The 23,684-nt window shown below is 67.9% G+C and carries 18 protein-coding genes; 8 read left to right on the forward strand and 10 right to left on the reverse strand.

Going from position 1 to position 23,684, the window contains the following annotated elements; translation table 11 throughout:
• Positions 1-78: 78 nt before the first annotated feature.
• The 5 genes from ACIHEJ_RS15470 to ACIHEJ_RS15490 all read right to left on the reverse strand — a co-directional run bounded on the left by ACIHEJ_RS15470 (position 79) and on the right by ACIHEJ_RS15490 (position 5,486).
• Entirely contained in the window at positions 79-837 is a 759-nt protein-coding gene (locus ACIHEJ_RS15470) for a DUF2182 domain-containing protein (protein ID WP_400135327.1), read from the reverse strand.
• Positions 834-1,448: a DUF1326 domain-containing protein gene (locus tag ACIHEJ_RS15475; RefSeq protein ID WP_400135328.1), complete on the reverse strand. Its 615-nt coding sequence runs from the start codon at positions 1,446-1,448 to the stop codon at positions 834-836. Before ACIHEJ_RS15475 ends, ACIHEJ_RS15470 begins: the two co-directional genes overlap by 4 nt.
• Before the next feature lie 540 nt (positions 1,449-1,988).
• Positions 1,989-3,125, reverse strand: a complete 1,137-nt coding sequence (locus ACIHEJ_RS15480) for a catalase family protein (protein ID WP_400135329.1) — start codon at positions 3,123-3,125, stop codon at positions 1,989-1,991.
• Between the two features lie 56 nt (positions 3,126-3,181).
• Entirely contained in the window at positions 3,182-4,534 is a 1,353-nt protein-coding gene (locus ACIHEJ_RS15485; protein ID WP_400135330.1) for a Dyp-type peroxidase, read from the reverse strand.
• A gap of 178 nt (positions 4,535-4,712) precedes the next feature.
• Positions 4,713-5,486 (reverse strand): hypothetical protein, encoded by a 774-nt coding sequence (locus tag ACIHEJ_RS15490; RefSeq protein ID WP_400135331.1) that lies wholly within the window; start codon positions 5,484-5,486, stop codon positions 4,713-4,715.
• Between the two features lie 313 nt (positions 5,487-5,799).
• On the opposite strand from ACIHEJ_RS15490, the gene ACIHEJ_RS15495 reads away from it, so the two are divergent.
• The gene (locus ACIHEJ_RS15495; protein ID WP_400135332.1) at positions 5,800-6,477 is read left to right on the forward strand and encodes a GAP family protein; all 678 of its coding nucleotides are present in this window, start codon (positions 5,800-5,802) and stop codon (positions 6,475-6,477) included.
• 807 nt (positions 6,478-7,284) lie between these two features.
• Complete coding sequence (locus tag ACIHEJ_RS15500) at positions 7,285-7,752, forward strand: tectonin domain-containing protein (protein ID WP_400135333.1); 468 nt, start codon at positions 7,285-7,287, stop codon at positions 7,750-7,752.
• A 506-nt stretch (positions 7,753-8,258) separates the two neighbouring features.
• On the opposite strand, the gene ACIHEJ_RS15505 is transcribed toward ACIHEJ_RS15500, so the two are convergent.
• On the reverse strand, positions 8,259-9,587 hold the full coding sequence (locus ACIHEJ_RS15505) for a vanadium-dependent haloperoxidase (RefSeq protein ID WP_400135334.1): 1,329 nt from the start codon (positions 9,585-9,587) through the stop codon (positions 8,259-8,261).
• A 1,172-nt stretch (positions 9,588-10,759) separates the two neighbouring features.
• Here ACIHEJ_RS15505 and ACIHEJ_RS15510 point away from each other — a divergent pair.
• From ACIHEJ_RS15510 to ACIHEJ_RS15520, 3 genes are all read left to right on the forward strand, one after another.
• Positions 10,760-11,506 (forward strand): hypothetical protein, encoded by a 747-nt coding sequence (locus ACIHEJ_RS15510; protein ID WP_400135335.1) that lies wholly within the window; start codon positions 10,760-10,762, stop codon positions 11,504-11,506.
• Entirely contained in the window at positions 11,503-11,850 is a 348-nt protein-coding gene (locus tag ACIHEJ_RS15515) for a winged helix-turn-helix domain-containing protein (protein WP_400135336.1), read from the forward strand. The genes ACIHEJ_RS15510 and ACIHEJ_RS15515 overlap by 4 nt, the downstream gene beginning before the upstream one ends.
• A gap of 361 nt (positions 11,851-12,211) precedes the next feature.
• Positions 12,212-13,162, forward strand: a complete 951-nt coding sequence (locus tag ACIHEJ_RS15520) for an alpha/beta hydrolase family protein (protein ID WP_400135337.1) — start codon at positions 12,212-12,214, stop codon at positions 13,160-13,162.
• Positions 13,163-14,034: 872 nt separating this feature from the next.
• Here ACIHEJ_RS15520 and ACIHEJ_RS15525 read toward each other — a convergent pair.
• Positions 14,035-14,196 (reverse strand): hypothetical protein, encoded by a 162-nt coding sequence (locus ACIHEJ_RS15525; RefSeq protein ID WP_400135338.1) that lies wholly within the window; start codon positions 14,194-14,196, stop codon positions 14,035-14,037.
• A 234-nt stretch (positions 14,197-14,430) separates the two neighbouring features.
• Between ACIHEJ_RS15525 and ACIHEJ_RS15530 the strand changes: the two genes are divergently transcribed.
• From ACIHEJ_RS15530 to ACIHEJ_RS15540, 3 genes are read left to right on the forward strand one after another with little or no spacing between them, the layout of a single operon-like run.
• Entirely contained in the window at positions 14,431-14,871 is a 441-nt protein-coding gene (locus ACIHEJ_RS15530) for a hypothetical protein (protein ID WP_400135339.1), read from the forward strand.
• 9 nt (positions 14,872-14,880) lie between these two features.
• On the forward strand, positions 14,881-16,710 hold the full coding sequence (locus tag ACIHEJ_RS15535; RefSeq protein WP_400135340.1) for an alpha/beta hydrolase: 1,830 nt from the start codon (positions 14,881-14,883) through the stop codon (positions 16,708-16,710).
• 13 nt (positions 16,711-16,723) lie between these two features.
• The gene (locus ACIHEJ_RS15540; RefSeq protein ID WP_400135341.1) at positions 16,724-17,245 is read left to right on the forward strand and encodes a hypothetical protein; all 522 of its coding nucleotides are present in this window, start codon (positions 16,724-16,726) and stop codon (positions 17,243-17,245) included.
• A 407-nt stretch (positions 17,246-17,652) separates the two neighbouring features.
• Here the strand turns inward: ACIHEJ_RS15540 and ACIHEJ_RS15545 are convergent, their stop codons facing one another.
• The 3 genes from ACIHEJ_RS15545 to ACIHEJ_RS15555 form a co-directional block, all read right to left on the reverse strand.
• Positions 17,653-19,710 (reverse strand): restriction endonuclease, encoded by a 2,058-nt coding sequence (locus ACIHEJ_RS15545; protein WP_400135342.1) that lies wholly within the window; start codon positions 19,708-19,710, stop codon positions 17,653-17,655.
• A 416-nt stretch (positions 19,711-20,126) separates the two neighbouring features.
• Positions 20,127-22,097, reverse strand: a complete 1,971-nt coding sequence (locus tag ACIHEJ_RS15550) for a TIGR03960 family B12-binding radical SAM protein (protein WP_400135343.1) — start codon at positions 22,095-22,097, stop codon at positions 20,127-20,129.
• A gap of 71 nt (positions 22,098-22,168) precedes the next feature.
• Positions 22,169-23,668, reverse strand: a complete 1,500-nt coding sequence (locus ACIHEJ_RS15555; RefSeq protein WP_400135344.1) for a CHAD domain-containing protein — start codon at positions 23,666-23,668, stop codon at positions 22,169-22,171.
• Positions 23,669-23,684: the final 16 nt, after the last annotated feature.

Consider the following 23,684-nt stretch of genomic DNA (forward strand, 5'->3'; position numbering starts at 1 on the left):
GCAGCACTTGTGCACCCGGGAGCTCACTACGTGGGTGTCCATCTGCCGCATGCCGTCCCGCCGCAGGCGCGGCACGCCTCACATCCCGGTCATACCGCCACCGATGAGACCCGGAGCCAGCGCCGGCACCCAGAAGACGGCGACGGCCAGAGCGATCGAGACGACACCCACGGCGCGGGCCACCAGACGGCCGGCCGGAGCGAGCTTCTCAGCAGTGACCACGGCGGCCAGCGCCACCATGGCCCACAGGTTCATCAGACCGAACGCCGCCAACAGCAGCATGAGCGACCAGCAGCACCCCAGGCAGAAGGCACCGTGGTGGGCTCCGGCGCGCAGATCACGAGAAGGTCCTGGGTACGAGGCATAGCGAAGCATCTGCCCGACCGGAGAGCGGCAGCGCGCCAGACAGCGGTCTTTGAGGGGCGTGAGCTGGTAGACGCCACTGACCGCGAACACGGCCGCGGCCACTGCGGTCCCTGCCGCGGCGGGAAGGGTCGCCGCCCGGCCCAGGCCCGCGGCCAGCGCGTACGCCGGCAGCCCGGCCGCGGCCCAGACGAGCAGATAGGCACCGGTGAAAGCGGCCATGCGCCCCGACCGGTGCACGGTGATGGTGCGCGCATACAGCGCAGCCACGGGAGCCGTGGCGGGCAGCATCATGGCGGCCATCATCAGCGTCCACACGGCCAGGAAGGCGGGCAGTCCCAGGCCCATGGTGCCAGCCGTTGCCTGCGTGCCTCCCCAGCGCGTCACCATCCAGCTCCAGGCGATGGCCGCGGCGACCAGCAGAAGCCCGGCAGGGTGCGCCCAGCGGCGGCCGCTGACCGGCCCGTCGGTCATGCGGACCATGTGAAGGGCGCCGAGTGTCCGTTGCCGCCGGTGAAGTCCCAGGACCGGCCGTACACGCCGTGGCCCGTCGACCGGGTGGACCGGGCGATCGTCAGCGTGCTGTTCACAGGGTGGAACATGCCGGTCAGGCCCATCACCGGACCGTCCTCACCGAACTGCGGGGCGACCTGGTCCTCGATCTCGATGTCGATGGCGTCGCCCACCCGCGCGGCGTGGCGGCGGCCGTCGTCGCGGTAGTCGATGGGGACGCGCCGCACACCGAGGACCTCGCCGATGAGCGGGGTGAGGGCCGCCATCGGCCCGCCGGCCTGGCCGGAGAAGACCTTGCCCAGCGCCTCCGCCTGGCTGTCGTCGGCCGAAACATCGACATAGAGCGCGACCTGCCAGCCGCCCTCGGCCATCACCCGGGGTGCGTCGATGAAGACGGCGACGCTGTGGTCGGAGACGTCCACGTCGTCCACGGTCCCGCTGTCCACGTGGAACGCGAAGGTGACCTGGCAGCGCTCGTGGTCGGCGGGCGCGGTGAGGCCCGAGGTGGTGCAGGGGCACACCACGTCGCAGTTGCAGCTCTCCAGGTACGTGCCGCTCAGATTCCAGGGCATTCTTCCTCCCTGTTCCGCGTCCCCCCTCGGCATTCCGCACACCTCAGGAGGGTCCGTCGCACAGTCCGTCCCACCCAGAAGTCGCTTTTTCCCAGGCTATTCCCGACAGCCCCCGTCGCGCAGATCCACTGCCGGCGCAAGCGGCTGACGGTTGTGCGCGCGGCACGGGGGGGGCCAGCCGGGCGGAGCGGGGCGGGGACAGGAACGCAGGCCCGGCCGGGGGCGGCCCGCGTGCGAGGAGCAGAGCGAGCCGCTTCGACGAGGTGGACGGGGGTGCACCTCAGCTGCGTCGAAAAACCCACAGGGCCGAGCCCGCGGCTCAGCGGCGTCCGAGGTGAAGCAGCCGGCGCCAATGCGCCGACCGCAGCCGGCGCAGCACTCACCTCGTCCTCGCTCACCCCCGCCAGCGCCTCCATCACCCGATCGAGCGCCTCGCCCACCTCGGTGCGCGCGACCGCTCGAAGCCGGCGTCGGACCCCACCTCGAGGCACTGCACCGATCGGCTTCCTACGTCCCGAAGCCGTGCCCCAGACCCCTTCGTCACGCGACCCGGGTCCGACCAAGCACTTCGTCGGCGCTGCGCGGCTCCGTACGCGGCTGCTGGTTGAGCTTGTGGCGCGCGATGGAGGATCGCCGGTAGACCTCCTTGCGGGCCCGCATGATGTTGCCCAGGGGGGCGTGCTCGGCGGTGACTCTCCAGGGCGTGAAGGACAGTGCGTCCATCTTGTCCAGGTTTTCCGGGCTGGAGATGTCCTGCTGTGGCAGCCGCAGTCTGGCCACGGTGACGGACGGCGAGAGCTTCTCGGGCCACTCCACGGTGAGGTCCTCCACCGGCATGCGCTCCAGGTCGGTGCAGAGCTGGACCTGGATGTCGAAGGCGTAGGGCCGCTCCTGCAACTCGGCCTGCAGGGCCGGGCGGAAGACCTCCGCCGCGGAGGTCGGGTCGATGTCGCGCCTCACCACCGCGGCGGCGGCGGCCGGGTCGGGGGTGAAGCGGACCTTGGCGATGTAGTCGCCGTGCCGGACCGCGCCCATCGTCCAGTAGCTCGACAGCAGTATGTTCGCGGGAGGGGTCTTCGCCAGGCGAAGGAAGGCCAGGAACTCGTCCCACGCCCAGTTGTCCTGGTCCAGGGTTCCTTTTCCTGTCACGAACTCGGTGAAGAAGCGATGTGCGCCGGGTCGCCCCTGGGAGAAGTAGGCCGGCGCGTTCAGGAACAGTTCCTGGATGAACAAGTAGTGCTCGACCGTGTTGCAGAAGAAGATCGGGCCGTTGATGTTGGCGTAGTCGAACGTGCCCGTGTCCGGTTCGTCTTGCAGCAGCGTCGGGCCAGGGATGTCGAACATCTTCAGCGCCAGTCCGGTGGCGGCACCCAGTCGTGCGTCGGCTCCGGCGTGCGGCGAGCCGTTGGAGAAGCGGATGAGCGCGTCGTGGGTCCCCGGGGTCGCGTAGATCCCCTGGGCGTACTCGGGGGGCAGCCCGTCCAGGATCTCCACTTCCCCTCGGACCAGCCCGTACCCCTTGGCATGGGCGTCGCGCAGGGCCCGGCCGGTGCCACCGGCCTCGAGCGACTCGGCGATGTAGTTCTCGGTCTTTTCGATGACCCTCTGCAAGTTCTCCTCGAAGTGCGGATCGTCGTCTTCGATGTCCGGTGTGTAGCGGACGAACTGTGCTGCCATGACTCCGACCTCTCCTTTTGGAGACTGTGATCGCACCTCGGGGGTGGGGACCGTCCTCAGCCCTCCAGTTCCGCGAGCCAGCGCAAGGCGCGCAGCCCCGGTACGAAGCAGTACTCGCCGCCGCGGGTGACCACGAAGCTGGGCAGGTTCTGCAGGCGGCGCCGGACCGGCTTCTCCGGGATGGTGACTGTGCCGGTTCCGCCGTGATGCCCGGCCACCGGGTCCTGCTCGCCGGGGTAGCCGATGAAGTTGCCGTCGTTGACCCATTCGGCCTTGATGAACTCGAACTGCCGTTCAAGATGGGCACCGAGGAAGACCCCGACCAGACCGCGGTCGGCGCCGTCGTCCTCCAGCATGCCCTCCGGCAGCGGCGGGCCGTAGGTGGTGCCGCGGCGGATGAGGCGGTGCATGCGTGCGTCGCCGATGATGGTGGCATCCCGGGGGTTGGTGCGCCGGATGTGCGCACCGGCGGGGCACCGGTACCCGCGGTCGTCGTTCTCCCGGTACAGGAAGTTGTTGACCCGGTGCGGATCGGCCGCCAGCTCAGGATCATCGTGCTCCGGAGACAGCGCCAGCGGCGCCCCGCTCGGCCAGCGCCCGACCATCTTCGCCGCCAACAGGGCCTCCTCCTCGGCGCCGGCGCTGTTGGCGCGCAGGTAGCGGCGCCAGGCCGCCACATTGGTGTGGATCTTGCGAACGGCCGCGTAGGTCCCGTTGCGCCCCAGCACTTCGGGGCTGGGCATGGCAGGCAGGTTCCCGGTTTCGTCGGGGTAGCCGAGGATGAACTCACCGGCCTTGAGTGGAGCTTCCTGCGGGTTGGAGCCGGGAAGCCCGACGCCCTCGATGTTCGGATGGCTGATGCCGTCACGGAAACCGAAGGTGGTGCGCCCGGTCGGGAGCTGGCGGACCTCCTGCTGCCAGATCACCTGGACACCGGGCGTGTCCTCGTAGGCGACGCGGGCCCGCTCCAGCTCCTTGTCCAGTTGCGCCGCGTCGGAGGAGAGGGCACTCAACGCGATGTGGACCTCGCCCGTCCCGAACGGCGCCTCCCAGTGGGCCGGCGCACTCTCGCCCACGTCGCCGATCAGCTCCGCCCGAGCGGCCATGCCCTCACGGAACGCCTGCGGAAAGCTGTCCAGCGACTCCTGAGGCACTCCGAGGGCCCTCAGCCCCTGATAGGTCAACGCCACGGCAACCCAGGCGTCCTGGCTCCGGTCCGCACTCGGCAGACCGCCCGAGGTCACCGGAAGCAGCCGCCGCAGCAGGGCCCGGCCGGCATGGCGGTCATCGACGCGCAGGAAGACGAACTTTCCCTCGTAGGGCACAGGCCGTGGACGCAGTGCCCCGCTCTGGACGTCGTCGATCTCGACGCGCACACCGGTCGCGCCGCTGCTGTCCGCCGTGGTCATGATCGCTCGTGCCTCCACATCGGTCTCTGCCTGGGCAGCGCTGCAATGGCTGACACGCAAGTCCTGCAACGGCTGACGCTGACTCGCACCGGCCGACGCGGTTCACCGATGGTGGAAGTCGGCTCTGAGGGCTGGCCGTGTCCGGGTTCCAGGCCGAGGGGTTCTAGGCCGAGGGGTTCTAGGCCGAGGCCTCTTCCAGCAGCTTCTGGAAGGCAGGCGTGGCAATCAACTCCGCGTTGGCCGGATTCTCCAGCGCCGCCCGGAACTCGGGGGTGTCCAGCACCGCCTGGAACGCCTCGCTCACTCGCTGGTCCTTCCAGACCTGCTGCACGGTCAGATCGGGATAGGAACTGACGAAGACTCCCGCAGGCTCCTGGTGGGAGAGGAACCAGTCCTTCACCCCCGGATCTTTGACCCCGGGGAACCCATCGGTGTGGGAGAAGACCTTGTCGAAGCGGTCCCCGACTTCCGTCTGGGCGAAGTCGTCGATGTAGTTGTCCCAGGAGCCGTCGAAGACGCTGGCGAACATGTGCCGGGTGTCATTGTCGAAGATCACGTGCCGTGCGTCGTGCAGGGTGCCGATCTGGCGCAGGGCCGCATGGACCCTCTCGTCATTCGTCGCGTCGGCGAGCATGGCGAGATCCTCACGCAAGGCATCCGCATGGCCCGGCTTGATCTGGGTGAAGACGGTGAACTCGTTCGAGACCCCGTCCGACCTGCCTGGGCGCTCGGGGTGAGCTGATCGGGTCGCGCCTGTCGTTGCAGTCATCGCGAGACTCCCCTGCCGCGGATCGGTGCGAGGGTCACCAAACGCCGGAGCACGGGGCGTCATCGCCCTCACGACCCAATCCTCACCGCAGATGCGCTGCCACGCATCCTCAGCCCTGGCTGATGCGGTCACCCGGGACGGATTCCCGGGAAGCGCCGCCACCGGCGTGTCCACTTCGATCACTTCTCGCTTTCCCCACCAGGGGCAATCACGTTCCGTGACGGATTTTCCGTGACGGCATCGGAGCGGGCGCGGCAGGCCGCCCCGGGACCTCGCGCCCCCAGAGACTCCTGAGGACAGAACCGACCGGGCGCAGGAAGATGGAAGCGGTGGGACAGGCCGGGTATGCCGGCGTCGCCATGTCCGGCAGCCGCTTGTGCGCAGCCGTGATGACAAGGGCACAGCCGATCACGGAACAACCCGTCGCACCGCACAGGCGGTCGGATCACCCGTTTCCGCCATGCCCGCTCCACTGGATCGCCATCCGGAGGCAACCATGGGCGCAGTCCTCGGTGACGTGCTGGGTTTCGCGGCGGCCGTCGCGGTCAGTCCGCTCCCGATCATCGCCATCATCCTCATACTCGCCACGCCTCGGGGACGTCTCAACGGAGTCCTCTTCACCGTCGGCTGGATCCTGGGGCTCGCGGTGCTGGGCGCGGTGATGCTGGCGATCGCGTCCCCGGCAGGCGCCTCCGCCCACAAGCACCCGGCCACCTGGGTGGGAGCGCTCAAACTCGCGCTGGGCCTGTTCCTCGTCCTCTTCGGCGCTCGCCAATGGCACCGGCGCCCGAGAGATCCCTCGCAGGCCAAGCTGCCGAAGTGGATGAGCGCGATAGACCGCCTTACGCCGGTCAAGGTCTTCGGACTCGGACTGGCCTTGGCCGCGCTCAACGCCAAGAACGCCCCGCTGACCATCGCCGCGGGGGCCGCGATCGGCTCAGCCGGCCTGCCGGTGGGGCAGCAGATCGCATCCCTGGCGATCTTCGTCGTGGTCGCCACCCTCGGCCTGCTGGCCCCGCTGGGAGTCTTCCTGCTCGGAGGCGAGCGAGCCAAGACCACGCTCGGCAACTGGAAGGACTGGGCAGCTCAGCACAACGTCGCCGTGATGGCAGTCCTGTTCTTCGTCCTCGGGCTGAAGCTGCTCGGGGACGGCATCGGCATCCTCACCTCCTGACAGGCTTACGCGCGTCATCGTGTGGTTCGATCACAGACGCGCCGCGGTTGACGGACTTGCCTCAGTCGGCTCCCGGACGCGCGCCACCAGATGCCAACGAGCCTGCTCCTGATTCCTGATCAGGAAGGGGCCTCAACTGGATACACAGTCGCTCACAGGCCTGCAACGGGCTCAGCCCCACTCCACCTCGGAGACGATCTGTGGAGCGTGCCCAGGGCCCGGCAGTGGTGTCCGAGAGGGAGCCGACGTCACCGGCGAGCGAGGACGCGAAGCGCCGAGCGCAGGCAGCGCAGCAGCCATCTCCTCCTCGCTCACCCCCGCCAGCGCCTCAATACCCGATCGAGTGCCTCACTCACGTCAGTGCGTGTGACCGCTCGAAGCCGACGTCGGACCTGCGTTCTTGACCGTCAAGGGCAACAACTTCTTGCCGGTCGGGCCGATCTGGATGTGGGTGTCCATCTGCGGACATGCAGCCACTCGCAGCGGCACCGAGTGGAGAGGTTCTTGCCGAGCTTGCTGTTCTCGGTCACGTTGGGTGGAGGCCCCGCCTGAAGCCTGCCACTCCGCAACCGGGCCGCACTCGCGTCAACACGCCATTCATGAGTAGCTCGCGTGAGTGACTGCGGTTTGCGTCGCATTGACGATCTACCGGGCGCCATCAGTCCGGCTCGAGTAGGCAACCTCTTACACAAACTTGACTCTTTTCGGACAAATAGTCCGGTCGTCCTCCTCGCTCGTAAGCGAACGAGTCGTCCTGTTTGGGGAGCGTTCCCGTGCACGCCTTCCCAGCGGAAAGGAGTCGGAAGCATGGCCGACTGGAAGCAGATCAGCGGCGCACTGGTGCGCATCGCGGCGGGGTCCAGGACCAACGTCTGGGGGGTCAACGCCGCCGGGAACATCTACCGCTACACGAACAACGACGCCAGCCCCTGGGTACAGATCCCCGGAGCACTCACCGACATCGGCGCCGGCGCCGACGGCACCGTCTGGGGCGTCAACTCGGCCGGCAACATCTACCGCTACACCGGCGACCAGGACACCGGCCACTGGAAGCAGATCAGCGGCGGACTCAAGGCGATCGCAGCCGGCTCCCGCACCACGGTATGGGGCACGAACGCGGGCGGGAACATCTATCACTACACCAACAACGACGCCAGCCCCTGGGTACAGATCCCCGGAGCACTCACCGACATCGGCGCCGGCGCCGACGGCACCGTCTGGGGCGTCAACTCAGCCGGCAACATCTACCGCTACACCGGCGACCTCCCCGGCTGACCCGTTCGCCGACGAAGAGATCCGTGCGCCGCGCCACGCCCCACCGGCACCGCGGCGCACCCCTATCCCTGACTGGAGGATCAGACTCAGACCCACTCCACCTCGGAGACGATCTGCGGGGCATCTCCAGGGCCCGGCAGCGGCGTTCTGAACACGACCGGCGGCGCCGGCGGGCGAGGACGTGGCGCACCTGCCGCAGCCAGCGCAGCGGCCACCGCGTCCTCGCTCACCCCCGCCAGCGCCTCAACCACCCGATCGAGTTCCTCACTCACCTCAGTGCGAGTGACCACTCGAAGCCGGCGTCGGACCTGCGTTCTTGACCGTCAGAGGCAGCAGCTTCTTGCCGGTCGGGCCGATCTGGATGTGGGTGTCCATCTGCGGGAACGCGGACATCCACACTCAGCCCGCGATCCCGGAGAGCAGCACTACCAGACGCCGGTAAAGCCTGCCGCTGGGGAGCATCACGCCTCCCCAGCTCGACGCCGGGTCCACTTCGGCTCTGCAGTTCAGTCGGTGTCGTCGCCGCACTTCGGCTCGGCGGACCTGCCCGGCCGAGCCGTTCGGGTCGGCGGGGACGGCTGGGTACCGTCCTTGCCGACCGGCTGGAAGTAGTGGTCCAGCGCCCAGGCGGCCAGGTGGGTGCCGGCCCGGCAGCCGACCACGTCCGCCGTGCGGGAGTGGACGCCGCCCCACACACGGGCGTCGACGACGTCCCGGTTGAGGTCGTCGACGGACCCGTAGAACCGCGTGTTGCCGGTGACCTCGGAGGGGACGTAGAGATCGATGTGCGAGGTGCCGAGAACGCCGGTCAGGGCTCGTGCCACGGCCGCCATGACGGTCGTATGGCCGGCAATGTAGTCCGGGTGTGGCGGAGTGATGAGCAGCGGCTCCCAGGCCGGGTCAGCCGTCGTCGCGGGGTTGCCGTCGGTGTCGGCGAGGCGGATGGCGGTGATCGGCCGCCAGGAGCCGTAGTGGAGCTTGGCGTCCCATGCGGTGACGACGGCGTCGGTCGCTGACGCGTTCACCGCGGCGAACAGCCGGGCCGTCTCGGCGATGCCGAGCCGGTGCCGGGCGGCGTGGTCTCGTACGGCTGTCTGTACCTGTGCGACCAGGTTGCCGCTGAAGAAGAGGGCGGTCTCGGTCTGCTGCGCGCTCCTGCCCGAGTTGGTCTTCGCGCCCATGGCCTTCAGCTCCTGGACATCCTCGGCGTAAGCGGCCGAGGAGAGGGCGGGTGGTCCGCCGGGGCGGAACTGCTGCGGGGAAGCGAGCAGGAGGGGGCGGAGCCTGGCGAGCCAGGTGTCGATGAAGGGCTGGAACGCGGGCGGGGTGGGCCGCCAGACCCCCGGCGCTGGGGAAGCGGTGAAAGGAACGTCCGCGAACCTGCCGTCCCCTTCACGGAGTTCGATGATGCGGTCGGCAGCGCGCCTTCCGTAGTCCACCCCCCGGTCTCTGGCCTGACCGGCCGGAAGAGCGGCGAGCGAGTCCGCGTACGCGGTGTCGAGCCGCTCCTTGAAGGCCGGGAAGTAGGTGAGCAGCACGTCGTGGGCCGCAGTGGCGGCGGCCGCCGCGGAGGATGCCTTGGCCGGACCGCGCTCGTGCCATTTGTACAGGGCGTAGCCGCCTTCGATCCCCACCACGGCGTTGTACACGGCGACGGAGACGAACCCCTCCCAGATCGCTACCTGCCCGGAGGGGCGTGGGCCGAGGCTGGTCTTGATCGTGTCGGTGGCGATGGCGTTCCACTCGCGAACCACGGCTGCCGGGTCCGCCGCCGTCCGGTTGTCCGGTTCGGGGGGACTTGCCGCAGCAGTGAGCGTCACCAGGGCGATGGCCACGACGGCGCAGATGATTGCCCGGACACGTGAACGCGGAGGAACGGGAAGAGGGGGCTCTTGATGCACAGCGTGCTCCCTAGCATCGAGTGCCCAAGGCTTAGCAACGGCCCCCTGCGTGAGCAAGCCAACTCGCCGCGACCGGGCAGGCCCGGGGCGCCCTCGTACGCCTCACCACCCGCTACGAGAAGATCATCGCCGCCGGACGGACCCTGCACCCGCCCCAGGCCCCGGAGAACCGCGCTGCAACCAGGCAAGAGCCGCACACCTGCTCGCCCACCTCGACACCGACTCGACCACGTGCTCCCGTTCACCCTCGACTGGCGGGTGCCCTCGACAACAACAGCGAACAGGCCATCGGGAGGGGGCTCATTGACGTGTGGTGGCGTGTGGTGGCGTGTGAGTGCCGGCCAGCCGGAGATCTTCTGCTGGCTCTTGGCCATCCGGCCGGGCGAGGGGGCTCAGGGGCCATATGGGCCTGCAGAACTCTGGAACGGGCCGTCGGCCGTCAGGTCCACTCCACCTCGGAGACGGTCTGCGAGGCGCCTGTAGGGCCCGGCAGCGGCGTCCGAGCCGAGGCCGACGGCGTCGGCGAGCGAGGACGCGAAGTGCCGACCGCGGCCAACGCGGCGACCACCTCGTCCTCGCTCACCCCCGCCAACACTTCGACCACCCGATCGAGTGCCTCACCCACCTCAGTGCGCGTGCCCGCTCGAAGCCGGCGCCGGACCCGCGTTCTTGACCGTCAGCGGCAGCAGCTTCTTGCCAGTCAGGCCGATTTGTATGGCCGTATCCATCTGCGGGGAGGTAACCACCTACATCCGCCCCCTCGCCGAGCCGAGGGTGGTCGTCCACCTCCTGTCGGCGCCGCCTTCGTCGCTGCCTCGACTGGCGTTTCCCCAGTAGCGATCTCCTGTCGCCCGCTCAATGCCATCAGCTTGGGAAGCTGGGTGCCCTTGCGGTGGCGGTACGCCCATGCGGCAGCCGGCCGATGTGGGGGGTTTCGCTCTGGCGGTCGAGCTTCTGTCCGCCGGTGCAACCGAGCGTAGTCGGTGCGGATCTCGGTTCGGGCGGCCAGTGGCGAACCGTGGACCGCCGGTTTCCCATGCCCGGCTTTGGCAGCTAATCCAAATGGATCTCTTGTCACAACTGGTTTGTAATGCAAAGCTGATGCCATGACAGATGCATCAGTGCCCTCGCAAGGCACCCCTCATGAAGTCCTTACCAGCCTTCGGGACCTGACCCGGCGGGTCCGTGCCGCCCAGCGCGGCGCCTGGTTTCCCCTCTTGCTGCTCGGCCTGCTCACACTGGGCGGAATCCTGGTCAGCCACCTCACCTTCAAGGTCGAGACCGTTCCCTGCCCCGCCGCCGACCCCACGGCAGGCGCCAGCTGCACCCAGGTCACACAGGGCTCGGCGGTCTACTGGCTCGTCGGGCTCGCCCTCGCCTACACCGCGACGGCGTTCTTCTACATCCGCCGCTCCCACGAACGCGGCGTCGGCACCCCGATCCGGCCCTACATCCTCACCGGGATCGTCCTGGTCGGCCTTGTAACGGCCACCACGATCTGGACCATTCGCCACGGGATGCCGAAGCCCGGCGAACCGCTCGACTTCTGGGGCCTGCACCTCGACCCCACCTCAGGGCTGACGGCATTCCTGCACCGACTCATGGGGAACGCCATAGCCGTCGGGCTGCCCCTGCTGGTGCTGTCTTGGGTGGAACGCAGCCGCGTCCTGCTGCTGCTCACCGTGGTGTACCTGGGCATCGAACTGGTGCCGCTCACCGACGGCTGGGCGGGGATCCCTTTCACCTCGCCCTGGTCATCCCTGCCCCACTTCGGTGTCCCCGGTGTACTCCTCCTGCTCGGCGCCCTCGGTTTCGGCCTGGCCGAGCTGCTCGATAAGCGCACACACTCATGAGCGACCAAAGCCAACAGACCGATCAGCACCCCGTCAACGGCCTGGATGATGTTGTCCACCAGCGCGTCCGTCTCGGCATTCTCACCGTGGCCCACCAAGCCCGCCGTGTCGAGTTCTCGTTCCTGCGGACAACGCTCGGCCTCACAGCTGGCAATCTCAGCCAGCACCTGGCCGTCCTGGAGAAGGCCGGACTGATCGACATCGAGAAGGGCTACGAGGGCAAGCGTGCCCGCACCTGGCTCTCCCTCACTCCCGCCGGCGACCAGGCCCTCCGGGACGAAGTCAGCCAACTCAAGCGGCTCATTGACCAGATCGAACAGGGCAGCTCGGACCCACAGTCCTAGCTGGCACCGTCCGGGAACTCCGTTTGCCGCGATCAGCTCGCGCTGGACGCACCGAACACGCGCAGCACGCCGAACACCATCCAAGAGTCCTGGGGAGGACCCTGTGACCACGACATCGGTCACCAATCGAACCGACATGACGCGCCGTCACATGCTCGGAGCAGCGTTGGCCGCAGGCATCGGGGCTGCCGTGCCGCTCGTCTCCGCATCCCGCGCGTGGGCGGCTCCGACCGCCTCCGACCCGGCACAGCTCACCCTGCCTACGCCTACCGGGCCGCACTCTGTGGGCACGGTGCCACTCCATCTCGTCGACACCTCACGTCCGGATCCCGTGGCCGGCCCCGGACATCACCGCGAGCTGATGGCCAGCGTCTGGTACCCCGCTCGCAAGACGGAGGGTCTGCCGCGTGCGTCCTGGATGACCGAGGGCGCGTTGCGGGCGTTGCTGGCGGACATTGGCTTCCCTCTCGACCCCGCCCTCGGCCCGCTCACCGCCGGGCACGTGGGCGCGCCCATCCACCGTACGGGCCACCGTCTGCCGGTCATCGTGTACTCGCACGGTGCTAGCAGCCACCGCGGCGACCACACGATCATGATCCAGGAACTCGCCAGCCACGGCTATGTCGTGGTCACCGTCGACCACACCTACGACACGTTCACCGAGTTCCCCGACGGCCGAGTGGTCATCCCGACAGAGGTCCCGCCGTTCCTGGGGCCACGGGACTTCGCCGCGGACCTCCGGTTCCTGCTCAACTGCGTAGAGCAGCTCGCCGCCGGGCGCAGCCCAGACGTCGACGGCAGGCCACTGCCTCAAGGCCTGCTCGGCGCCCTCGACCCGCAGTGCATCGGCGCGTTCGGCTGGTCGAAGGGCGGCACCGCCACCGCACTCACCATGCTCGCCGACCAGCGCGTGCGCGCCGGGCTCAGCGTCGACGGCCCGATGCAGCCGACCATTACCACCGACCTGGAGCGGCCGTTCATGATGATGACCGCCGACTTCACCCGGGCCGCCATGCCAGACGTCGCCGAGTTCTGGACACACCTGCGCGGCTGGCGGCTCGACATCCAGGCCGACGGGGCCATCCACAACTCCTACGGCGACAACGCGACGCTGATCCCGCAAGCAGGCAAGATCCTCGGCATGACCGACCAGCAGATCCAGGACCGGATCGGCACCCTGGATCCGGCCCGGGCCGTACGGATCCAACAGGCTTATCCCCTCGCGTTCTTCGACCTGCACCTACGGCACCGCGGGGGGCACCTGCTCGAAGGCCCGAGCGCGGCCTACCCAGAGGTGAAGTTCCTCCACTGAAGCGTCGGGCCGCGCACGGTGCGCTTCCGACGAGGACTGCCTCGGCTGCTTGCCGCGCGCGGTGAGCGGAGCGAGCCGCCTTTACCTGGCAGAGGAAGTTGTGGCCCGACCGAGATGGGGGCCTCACAGACCCAATCGCGCCGCTCCATATCACCGCACGCCTACGTGCCCTCCTCCCACCAGGTAAGGAGGCCCAGGGACAGAGCAGTCACGCAAACCGGCAGGTCCCTCAGACCCACTCCACCTCGGAGACGATGTACGGGGTACTTCCAGGGCCCGGCAACGGCGTCCGAGAGGACGCCAGCGGCGCCGACGGGCGAGGGACCGAAGCGCCGGCAGCAGCCAACGCAGCCGCCACCTCGTCCACACTCGCCCTCGCCAGCGCCTCAACCACCCGATCGAGCGCCTCGCTCACCTCAGTGCGCGTGACCACTCGAAGCCGGCGCCGGACCTGCGTTCTTGACCGTCAGAGGCAGCAGCTTCTTGCCGGTCGGGCCGATCTGGATGTGGGTGTCCATCTGGGGGTACACACCAACGGGGTTACAACTGCGCTTCCGCTGGCCGGCGCTATGGGCGGCTGAGGGTGCATGTGATCCCTGCGGCAACCGTCGTGGCGAGAATCCAGCCGACAGGTGGTGCTTGCTGCCGTCTTCCCGCGGTCGACCGGCGACGAGCCGGTGGCCTCGCCCCCCTTCTTTTCGCGCGGATGTGGGAGGCATTCACGCAGGCCCGCGACCAGCCCAACTCCTCGACCGCGTGCAGTTCAGCTAGCAGGAGGCGGTGCAACTGGTCGAAGACACCGGCCTCGTGCCACCGGCCCAGCCGACGCCAGCAGGTCTGATCGGAGCCGACCCCTGTTCCAGCGGCTGCAGCTACCAGCTCACGTCGTTGTAGAGCACGTACAAGATGCCCGGCAGGCACAGCCGGTCGCCCACCGGCCTTGGGTCAGGCGCCTTCTGCGGCGAAGGCGACAGCAGCAGCTCGATCAGCACCCACAGGTCGTCATCCGCGAACCACGGCCGGTTGCTGCCCACATCCTGCGAACGTCGAAATCATCCGCACTGGTCACGGCCGACCAGCACACACCCACAAGATCGTGTTACGAGCTCTGAGAGCCTGACAAGCAATGCAGCCACGCTCGTCACAAACATGGGTACGAATACTCAATCGCTGTGGCGTCTGACGCCGATACGGTAAAGCCACGTTCCGGCTACGGTATGAGTCGATCACCGCACTGCGGTACTGCGGACACGGGGGAGGAAGCACGCATGGCGTGGGACGAGTGGGAGCAGCTCAAAACAGCTGCGGCCAACGGGCCTGGCACTCATATGGAGTTGAACCATGTGCCGTCGGACCCGGGAGTATCCGGCACCCTGCTGTCGAACAAACCGGCCTGGTCCAAGGCGGGCCAAGCAGTCGGCTCGCTCAGCGGCTCCATCACCGCGGCGCTCGAAAGGCTGACGGACGGACAGAAGGGCCTCGTCGCGGAGACCGGCTGCCAGACGTCCGGGGCTCAGAAGGAAGTCCACGACTCGTGGGACCGCTACGTCAAGGCGGTGAGCGGGCGCTGCACAAGGCTCTCGGACCTGCTGGAAAAAGCGGGCACCGACCTGTTGAAGACCGATGAGTCCGTCAAAGCCGAGATCGGCAACCTCAAGGTGGACTACGCGGATACGCCGACGGTCGGCGGCCAGGGCAAGGGGCGGTAACCAGAAGTCATGGACCTCGCGACCCTGAAGGCGCTCGACCCCAAGGAGTTTCTGGGCGCCGCCGACGGATACCGCAGCACCAGTGACATGGCCGGCGCGGCCAAGGACCGCATCGACCACGAGATCGCCGCGGCCATGAGGAAGTCCCTCCACAGCGAGGCCGCGACCGCGGCGATCGGCCAACTGTCGGAGCTGGGCAAGGACTTCCACTACATCCAGATCGAATGTGGACTGGTCAGTACGGCTCTCGAGGCGTTCTCGTACGAGATCGAAGCGGCCAAGAAGAAGCTTCAAGCGGCCATCGACGGCGCGCAGGCGGCGAAGCTCACCGTGAACGCCGACGGCTCGATCACCTACCCGGCGGGCGGGGAGAAGGCTGAGGACGGAAAGGTTCCCGGGGGCGGCACGGTCAGCGGTACGTCGGGCGGCCTGTTCGAGGGCATGTTCGCGGCAGTGAGCCGTCAGTCCGCAGCCCTCGACCCCAACCCGAACCACCGCCTCGCACTGGACTACGCGGATGAGATCGCCGGCGCCCTCAAGGAGGCGACGGAGTCCGACGAGAAGTGGGCGCCGAAACTGCGGGCACTGAAGGCGGACGACGATCTCAGCGTCTCCGACAAGGACCTTGCCGACGCGTCCTCGGACACGAGCGGCGTGCGCGACGCGGGCAAGGAGTACCTCGACTCGCTGCCGCAGCCGCCCAAGGACGGCAAACCGACGGACAACGCGAAGTGGTGGAAGGGGCTCAGCCCGGAGCAGCAGACCGCGTGGATCTCCATGCGCCCCGACTCGGTCGGCGCGCTCGACGGACTTCCCGCCACGGTTCGGGACGAGGCCAACCGGACAGTGCTCTCCGAGACCCATGGTGTCGCACAGGTCAAGTACGACGCCTGGTTGAAGGACCACCCTGAGCCCCCGCAGTACCAGGACCACATCAACTTGCACACGGGAGTGAAGCAGGGCAAGGAGAAGAACCCGGCGTGGGAGGCATGGAAAGCCGAACAGGAGAAGATGCACAAGGGGCTTGACGGCATGGACGCGTTACAGAAGCGTTTCGACCAGACGGGCATCAAGGGACTGCCCGAGGCGTACCTCCTGGGCTTCAGCGCCGACGGAGACGGCCGCGCGATCATCGCCAACGGGAACCCGGACACCGCGGATCACCAGGCGGTGTATGTTCCGGGTACGACCTCCGATTTGGACAGTATCGAGGGGAACGTCAACCGGATGGTGAAGGTCTGGCATGCAGCCCAGGATGAAGCGGATGGGAAACCCGTCTCCACCATCACCTGGCTCGGCTACGACGCACCTGACGGCGTCGTCAAAGACGCGACTTTCCCCCACTACGCATACGATGGCGCACCAGCCTTCAACAAATTCCTCGATGGACTCGACGTATCACATTCCGGCGATTCGGCAGCGCACCGGACCGTGATCGGTCACTCGTACGGGTCGAGTCTCGTGGGTGCTGCGGCCCAGACCGGGGATCTCCACGCCAACGACATCGTCTTCGCGGGCAGTCCCGGCGTGGAGGTTTCCCGCGCCGACCAGATGGACGTGCCGAAGGGGCATGTGTGGAACGAGTACGCCGACGGGGACCCGGTTCCAGAGCTCGGCCGCATGTTCCACGGAGGAGGGTTCGGACGCGTCATCCCCGCCGATTCGGCCTTCGGCGCCAATCAGATGGCCACTGACACCGAGGGTCACGGCGGCTATTGGGATGAACACTCCCAGAGTCTGAAAAATCAGGCCCTGGTAGTGGTCGGGAAATACGACGACGTCAAGGCGGCGCCGGAGCCGACCAGACCGTATACGCCGAAGACGCCGTTCGAAAAATAGGAGTGCCCCTATTATGAAGGACAAGCTGAGCGCCTTTGTGCTCGCCGCGCCCATTGCGCTCATCACTCTCACGGGATGCAGCATGAACTCCGATGAAACCACGATCGTCGGCACGAGCACCTCAATGGATGCCGCCAACGCCACAGAAAAAGTATCCAGTGGAATATACGACCTGATCGGTGTCAAGGGAAAGACTTCCGACAGCCAGTCAGGGGTCTCGGAGTGCTCGGGGAAAGATGAGGATAAGTACTTTCGGATCTTTCATCCGTGGAGTTTCTACCCGACCTCGGCGAGCGACCTCGAAAAGGCGATGAAGAACCTCAGGGCGGAACTGCCGAAACACGGCTGGAAGATCGTCGAGTACGGTCCGGACACCAGCAAGCACAGGAACATCAACCTGACCGCTGACAACGACCAGAAGAAAGTCAGCGTAAACATCGTTCAGATGCTGAAGAACGATCCACCGAAGCTGAGCCTGACCGTCGTGACCGGCTGCTACAAGGTCCCGGACGGTCAGAAGGTCCAACACTTCTGAGCGCGGTGGTACGAGCCGCCTCAAACTCGAAAACGATCACGATTGGGCCATCTTGAGGCGTCTCCAGCACATGAGACTGCACGCGAGTGAGATGAGGGCGTTGTGCAGGTCGAGGCGTCGTTCCCATCGGACGGCCAGGCGCTTGAAATGGTGCAGGAGCGAGAAGGTCAGCTCCACGACGCAGCGAAGCTCGCCCAGTCCCTTGCTGTTGGGCGGGCCTCCGCGGGAGATCACCGGCAGGATCCGGTTTTCCGTCGCCGGGGGCCCTGTACCTGCCGAGGCGTACAGGGCCCGATCAACTACTTGTTGACCACCGTCAGAGGCAGCAGCTTCTTGCCGGTCGGGCCGATCTGGATGTGGGTGTCCATCTGCGGACAAGGTCAGCACTATGTAGGAGCTCCGTGTCGTCACTCGACTTCGATGCCGTACTCCTGGACGAGCTGCTCCAGCCCCCCTGTGTACCCCTTCCCTCCAAGCACGAAGTCCCAGTCGCCATTGGGCCTGCGCCGGAAGGAACCGAGCACCAATGCGGTCTCGCCGGAACGGCCATCGGAGACTTCGAGTCGACCAAGCTCAGTCATTGCCGGGTCCAGCAACCGGATACATGCATCGGTGAATCCGGACAGGTCGGCCCCCGGGTTCACCTCCGGATCCACGGCCGCCACGAGCACGAACCGATCAGCTGCTCCCGGGAGCGCGTCGAAGGAAACATGGAGTGCTGCCTTGTCCGGCGCCGCAGCCGGCACTGCGCGTACCGAGCCGTCTGGGGTCTGCGGGTTGTTGAAGAAGACGAAGTGCTCTTCGCTCAGGATTCGGTTGCCACGGCAGACAAGAGCGCATACGTCCAGTGCCACACTGCCGGACCACGTCATGCCCAACACGTTGTGGTGGTCGGACGCTGTTGCAGGACTGGACGGCGACGGCTGCGCTGGAGTCGGTCGCCCACCCTCCCCCAGGCGCCCACGAAGCCCATGCCGGTGCAGCAGGTCAACGAGTTCACCGCCCGAGATGAGCTCCAAAGGCTTACCCCGGGCGAATGTGTGTGAGCCGGGGCCGAAGCCCGCCGTGGTCACCAGCACTCCCTTGTTGGCGCCGACGTCCTGGACCGTTCCGTACAGGTCACGTACCGCGGTGGGCGGCACTGTGCTGCGGTAGCGCTTCACCTGTACGACGATCTTGCCGCCTCGGATGGGCGTCGGGTCCAGCGCGTCGACATCCACGCCGCCGTCATTCGAGCGCTGGGTCGTCACAGCCTGCATGCCCATGGCGCGGAACAGGTCGGCAACGAGCGACTCGAATTCGATCGGGTCCATGTCGTACAGATCCGGCTCCTCATCACCGCCGTGCGCGACGACATGGTTTCCGACGTCCTGAGGCTTTCGGCCCGGGCGTACGGAGGCGAGCTGATCAGGGCGGGACGCGAGCTGACCCCTCAACGCGTCGGTCAGACAGCTGACCGCGTCCACCTGTTCCAGGTGCAGGCCGGTGAACGCCGCCCGCTGGGCCATGACGGTCGCAACGAAGATGTGCGTGCGCTGGCCCGTGGCCGGATCATGGGCGTCGACGAAGCCGTTCACGGCCACCGAGTCGAGGATGCCGCACTCGTCCGCCGCGAAAAGCTGATGCAGGACCAGCAGCAGGCTCTGCGCGAGCACCTCTCGGTACAGCCCACGACGCTGGGTAACAGAACGTGCGGTTTCCTTGTCCTCGTCCTGGGCGGGCACGTACCTCACGGATTTCGCCTCGGGGACCACGTCGTATCCGGGCAGCTCCCAGTCCAGCACAAGCTGCCGCGCCGCCGCGTCGAAGGCTGCCGCGACCTGCCGAGGAAACCCTTCGGGCCAAGCAGTCGACGAGTAGAGAGCCGCTGAGAAGTACTCGACCACGGAGTCAGGGTCTCCCCGCCTCACGCCCTCGGTCACCTCGACGATGCCAGCGTTATGCCGACGCACCTCCGCTCGCTGTGCCCCAGTCCTCTGCTCATAGTCCCTCTGGAGGGCCGCCAACTGTTGCTGTCGCTGTGCTTCGGCAGCTTGCGCGGCGTGCCAGTCCCGTTCGAAACGAGCCTGTGCCTCCGCCTGGGCCTGCGCACGCCGGTTTGCAGTCCAACCGCCCTGCGCCTGGTATTGGCTGGGATCCGGCATGCGCACGGGCCAGGCGAGCTGTCCCGGGTCGAACGGCGGGATCTCTTCCGCACGCATCAGGGACGAGGCTCTGAAGGCCGGCGCCTGGCAGCCGGCGGTCAGCAGCCCTTGCAAGGTGGCGACCTGCGCGTCCAGCTCCTCCGTGCGTCGCCTCGCCTCTGCCTGCCGGTATTGCCGGTACTCCTGCGTGGCACGTCGTTGATAGGCCCGCGCCTGCCGTGCCTCTTCCCGGCGCCGTCTGGCTTCGGCTTCCACTTGACGCTGGTGCTGACGCTGCATTTCTGCCCAGGCACCGACAAAACCAGCAGAGCGACGACTCATGCGCTACAGGCCCTCCCCAGGATGTCGGGCGCAGCCGACCAAGCTCTGGTTGCCCCCACAACCAGTAGTAACCAAACGACTTTAACCAGCAATCGCTGGTACGGACATCAACTTGCCAAAGGCAACTTGCACCGGTTCTTCCGACAGGTCACGACACGAGTGCGCCCCCTCCGAAGCGAAGGGGGCGCTCATGGTCGCCACATGGCCTGTGCGCGGCCGCAGTGGCTCAGACCCACTCCACTTCGGAGTGGATGTCCGACGACCTCCCAGGACCCGGCAGAGGCGTGCGAGGGAGCTCCTGCGGCGCCTGCCGTCGGCTCGAAGCTGAGTTTCCGACAGCAGCCAACGCAGCCGCCACCTCGTCCACACTCGCCCTCGCCAGCGCCTCAACCACCCGATCGAGCGCCTCGCTCACCTCAGTGCGAGTGACCACTCGAAGCCGGCGTCGGCCCACTGTTCTTGACCGTCAGAGGCAGCAGCTTCTTGCCGGTCGGGCCGATCTGGATGTGGGTGTCCATCTGCGGGCAGACGCCGCAGTCGAAGCACGGGGTCCAGCGGCAGTCCTCGACCTCCGTCTCGTCGAGAGAGTCCTGCCAGTCCTCCCAGAGCCAGTCCTTGTCCAGGCCGGAGTCGAGGTGGTCCCAGGGCAGGACCTCCTCGTAGGTGCGCTCGCGGGTGGTGTACCAGTCGACGTCCACGCCGAAGGGGGCGAGGGCCTTGTCGGCGCAGGCCATCCAGCGGTCGTAGGAGAAGTGCTCGCGCCAGCCGTCGAAGCGGCCGCCGTCGTCGTAGACCGCGCGGATGACGGCGCCGATACGGCGGTCGCCGCGGGAGAGGAGGCCCTCGACGATGCCGGGCTTGCCGTCGTGGTAACGGAAGCCGATCGAGCGGCCGTACTTCTTGTCGCCGCGGATCTTGTCGCGGAGCTTGGCCAGGCGGGCGTCCGTCTCCTCCGCGGAGAGCTGCGGGGCCCACTGGAAGGGGGTGTGGGGCTTGGGGACGAAGCCGCCGATGGAGACCGTGCAGCGGATGTCGTTGGAGCCCGAGACCTCGCGGCCCTTCTGGATGACGTGCGTCGCCATGTCGGCGATCTGCAGGACGTCGTCGTCGGTCTCCGTGGGCAGGCCGCACATGAAGTACAGCTTCACCTGGCGCCAGCCGTTGCCGTAGGCCGTGGCGACCGTACGGATCAGGTCCTCCTCGGAGACCATCTTGTTGATGACCTTGCGCATGCGCTCCGAGCCGCCCTCGGGGGCGAAGGTCAGGCCGGAGCGGCGGCCGTTGCGGGTCAGCTCGTTGGCGAGGTCCACGTTGAAGGCGTCGACGCGGGTGGAGGGCAGGGAGAGGCCGATCTTGTCGTCCTCGTAGCGGTCCGCGAGGCCCTTGGCGATGTCGCCGATCTCGGAGTGGTCCGCCGATGACAACGACAGCAGGCCCACCTCCTCGAAGCCCGTGGCCTTCAGGCCCTTGTCGACCATCTCGCCGATGCCCGTGATCGAGCGCTCGCGCACCGGGCGGGTGATCATGCCGGCCTGGCAGAAGCGGCAGCCGCGGGTGCAGCCGCGGAAGATCTCCACCGACATGCGCTCGTGGACCGTCTCGGCGAGGGGGACGAGGGGCTGCTTGGGGTACGGCCACTCGTCCAGATCCATCACCGTGTGCTTGGAGACACGCCACGGGACGCCGGACTTGTTGGGGACCACACGGGCGATACGGCCGTCGGGGAGGTACTCGACGTCGTAGAACGCCGGGATGTAGACCGCGCCGGTCTTCGCGAGGCGGAAGAGGACTTCCTCGCGGCCTCCCGGGCAGCCTTCGGCCTTCCACTCGCGGATGATGCGGGTCATGTCCAGGACGGCCTGTTCGCCGTCGCCGATCACGGCCGCGTCGATGAAGTCGGCGATCGGCTCCGGGTTGAAGGCCGCGTGGCCGCCGGCCAGGACGATCGGGTCGTCGATCGTGCGGTCCTTGGACTCCAGCGGGATGCCGGCCAGCTCGAGGGCGGTGAGCATGTTCGTGTAGCCCAGCTCCGTGGAGAAGCTGAGGCCGAACACGTCGAAGGCCTTCACCGGGCGGTGGCTGTCGACCGTGAACTGCGGGACGCCGTGCTCGCGCATCAGCGCCTCCAGGTCCGGCCACACGCTGTAGGTGCGCTCGGCGAGGACGCCCTCCTGCTCGTTGAGGACCTCGTAGAGGATCATGACGCCCTGGTTGGGGAGCCCGACCTCGTAGGCGTCCGGGTACATGAGCGCCCAGCGGACGTCGCACTCGTCCCACGGCTTGACCGTGGAATTGAGCTCTCCGCCGACATACTGGATGGGCTTCTGCACATGCGGGAGCAGTGCTTCGAGCTGCGGGAACACCGACTCGGCGGCTTCGGCAGGCATCTCGCGAACCTTCGTGAGCTGACAGGGGTGACCATTCAGCGTAACCCGGCCGGAGGCCCTCCCCCGAACGCTCAGCCCCAGGCCCCCGAGCCGATCTTTTTCCACAGGCCCGGGAGTCTGGTCTCCGCCGCTGTCGCCCGTTGCTCCTCACGGCCGTACAGCACGCCGTAGGCGAACGCGTTCTCGCCCGCCGCGTGGGCCACTGCGGACAGTTCGCGCAGGGTGTGGCGGGCCATGACGCTGTCCTGGTGGTCGCCCAGGAGGGTGGTCAGGGACTTCATGGAGGCGGTGAGGGAGCGGGCGGGGGTGCCGAGGGCGGGGGTGGCGGCCTCGGCGGCGTAGCGGGTGCGTTTGGCCTTCTTGCGGGCCTCGTGCAGGGCCAGGTCGCGGTCCGCGCCGGGCGGGAGGTCGAGGGCCTGCTCCACCAGGGCCGAGAGTCGGGCGAGGTCCTGGTGCACGGCTTTGGTGAGCACCTTGTCCGGTTTCCGGTCGGCCGCCTTGCGCAGGGGCGGGTCGGCGAGCAGCGCGTCGAAGGTGTCGAGGAGGGTCAGGTAGCGGCGGGAGTCCAGGACGCCGGTGAGGTGGCCGTGGGCGCCGGACCGCCGGGTCCGGCCCCAGGTGGCGAGCCGGTCCTGGACGGGGCCGGTGACCAGGGCGGGCGGCAGGGCGTCCAGGGCGGCCGTCAGGCGTTCGGTGAGGACTTCCTGGTCGCGGTCGATGCCCAGCTCGCCCGCGAGCCACTTCAGCTCGGTGCCGACGGGGTCGGTGACGGCGCGGTCGAGGACCGCGCGGAAGGTGCGCAGGGTGCTGCGGGCGCGGCGGGTGGCGACGCGCATGCGGTGCACGGAGTCGGGCACGTCGCGGCGGACGGCGGGGTCGAGGTCGAGCAGCGCGTCCCGCTGGGTGCGCAGGTAGGCGAGGACGTGGTCGCCGGCGGTCGTGGGCTTCGACGGTTTGGGCTTCCTACGGCGGCGGCCGGCGGTCTGTTCCAGGGCGCGGGCCAGTTTGGAGGGTGAGGTGGAGGGGCGGACGCCGGCGCGGCGGAGGCGTTTTTCCACCTGGTCGAGGAAGGCGGGGTCGCCGCCGTCGGCCAGCTCCACCTCGATCTCGGTCCACTGGGCGGTCCCGCCCTTGCCGGTGAGCCGCTCGGCGGTCACGTCGTCGATGCTGGCCTCGGCCAGCAGGGTGCCGTCGGCGTCGACCAGGTGGCGTACGTCGCGGGCGGAGCGCAGCCGGACCAGGGGGATCAGCTCGGTGTCGCGGACGCGGGAGCGGACGAGGGCGGCGATCTCCTCGGGGACGGTGTCGGCGAGGGGGGTCCGGATCTCGTCGCGGACTCCGGGGGCGACCGGGAACTTCAGGTGCCAGCCGGCGTCCGCGCCTCCGGTGCGGCGGCGCAGGGTGAGCGAGGCGGCCGCCAGGCGTTCGTCGACGGTGTCGTAGTAGGTGGCGTCGAGTTCGGCCGTGCCCTTGTCGAGGACGGCCGCCACTTTGCCGACACCGGTCAGGTCGGGCAGTCCGCTGTCGTCGGATTCGTACTTGCGCTCGATCTCGCGTTTCGTATCCGCCATGGACCGAATCTAGTGG

The sequence above is a fragment of the Streptomyces sp. NPDC052301 genome (genome assembly GCF_044593395.1).
Taxonomy (GTDB): domain Bacteria; phylum Actinomycetota; class Actinomycetes; order Streptomycetales; family Streptomycetaceae; genus Streptomyces.

Excerpts from the sequence above, each read along its gene's own strand:
- ACIHEJ_RS15470 (WP_400135327.1), bottom strand. The coding sequence starts at position 837 with ATGACCGACGGGCCGGTCAGCGGCCGCCGCTGGGCGCACCCTGCCGGG.
- ACIHEJ_RS15475 (WP_400135328.1), bottom strand. The coding sequence starts at position 1,448 with ATGCCCTGGAATCTGAGCGGCACGTACCTGGAGAGCTGCAACTGCGAC.
- ACIHEJ_RS15480 (WP_400135329.1), bottom strand. The coding sequence starts at position 3,125 with ATGGCAGCACAGTTCGTCCGCTACACACCGGACATCGAAGACGACGAT.
- ACIHEJ_RS15485 (WP_400135330.1), bottom strand. The coding sequence starts at position 4,534 with ATGACCACGGCGGACAGCAGCGGCGCGACCGGTGTGCGCGTCGAGATC.
- ACIHEJ_RS15495 (WP_400135332.1), top strand. The coding sequence starts at position 5,800 with ATGGGCGCAGTCCTCGGTGACGTGCTGGGTTTCGCGGCGGCCGTCGCG.
- ACIHEJ_RS15500 (WP_400135333.1), top strand. The coding sequence starts at position 7,285 with ATGGCCGACTGGAAGCAGATCAGCGGCGCACTGGTGCGCATCGCGGCG.
- ACIHEJ_RS15510 (WP_400135335.1), top strand. The coding sequence starts at position 10,760 with ATGACAGATGCATCAGTGCCCTCGCAAGGCACCCCTCATGAAGTCCTT.
- ACIHEJ_RS15515 (WP_400135336.1), top strand. The coding sequence starts at position 11,503 with ATGAGCGACCAAAGCCAACAGACCGATCAGCACCCCGTCAACGGCCTG.
- ACIHEJ_RS15520 (WP_400135337.1), top strand. The coding sequence starts at position 12,212 with ATGGCCAGCGTCTGGTACCCCGCTCGCAAGACGGAGGGTCTGCCGCGT.
- ACIHEJ_RS15530 (WP_400135339.1), top strand. The coding sequence starts at position 14,431 with ATGGCGTGGGACGAGTGGGAGCAGCTCAAAACAGCTGCGGCCAACGGG.
- ACIHEJ_RS15535 (WP_400135340.1), top strand. The coding sequence starts at position 14,881 with ATGGACCTCGCGACCCTGAAGGCGCTCGACCCCAAGGAGTTTCTGGGC.
- ACIHEJ_RS15540 (WP_400135341.1), top strand. The coding sequence starts at position 16,724 with ATGAAGGACAAGCTGAGCGCCTTTGTGCTCGCCGCGCCCATTGCGCTC.
- ACIHEJ_RS15545 (WP_400135342.1), bottom strand. The coding sequence starts at position 19,710 with ATGAGTCGTCGCTCTGCTGGTTTTGTCGGTGCCTGGGCAGAAATGCAG.
- ACIHEJ_RS15550 (WP_400135343.1), bottom strand. The coding sequence starts at position 22,097 with ATGCCTGCCGAAGCCGCCGAGTCGGTGTTCCCGCAGCTCGAAGCACTG.
- ACIHEJ_RS15555 (WP_400135344.1), bottom strand. The coding sequence starts at position 23,668 with ATGGCGGATACGAAACGCGAGATCGAGCGCAAGTACGAATCCGACGAC.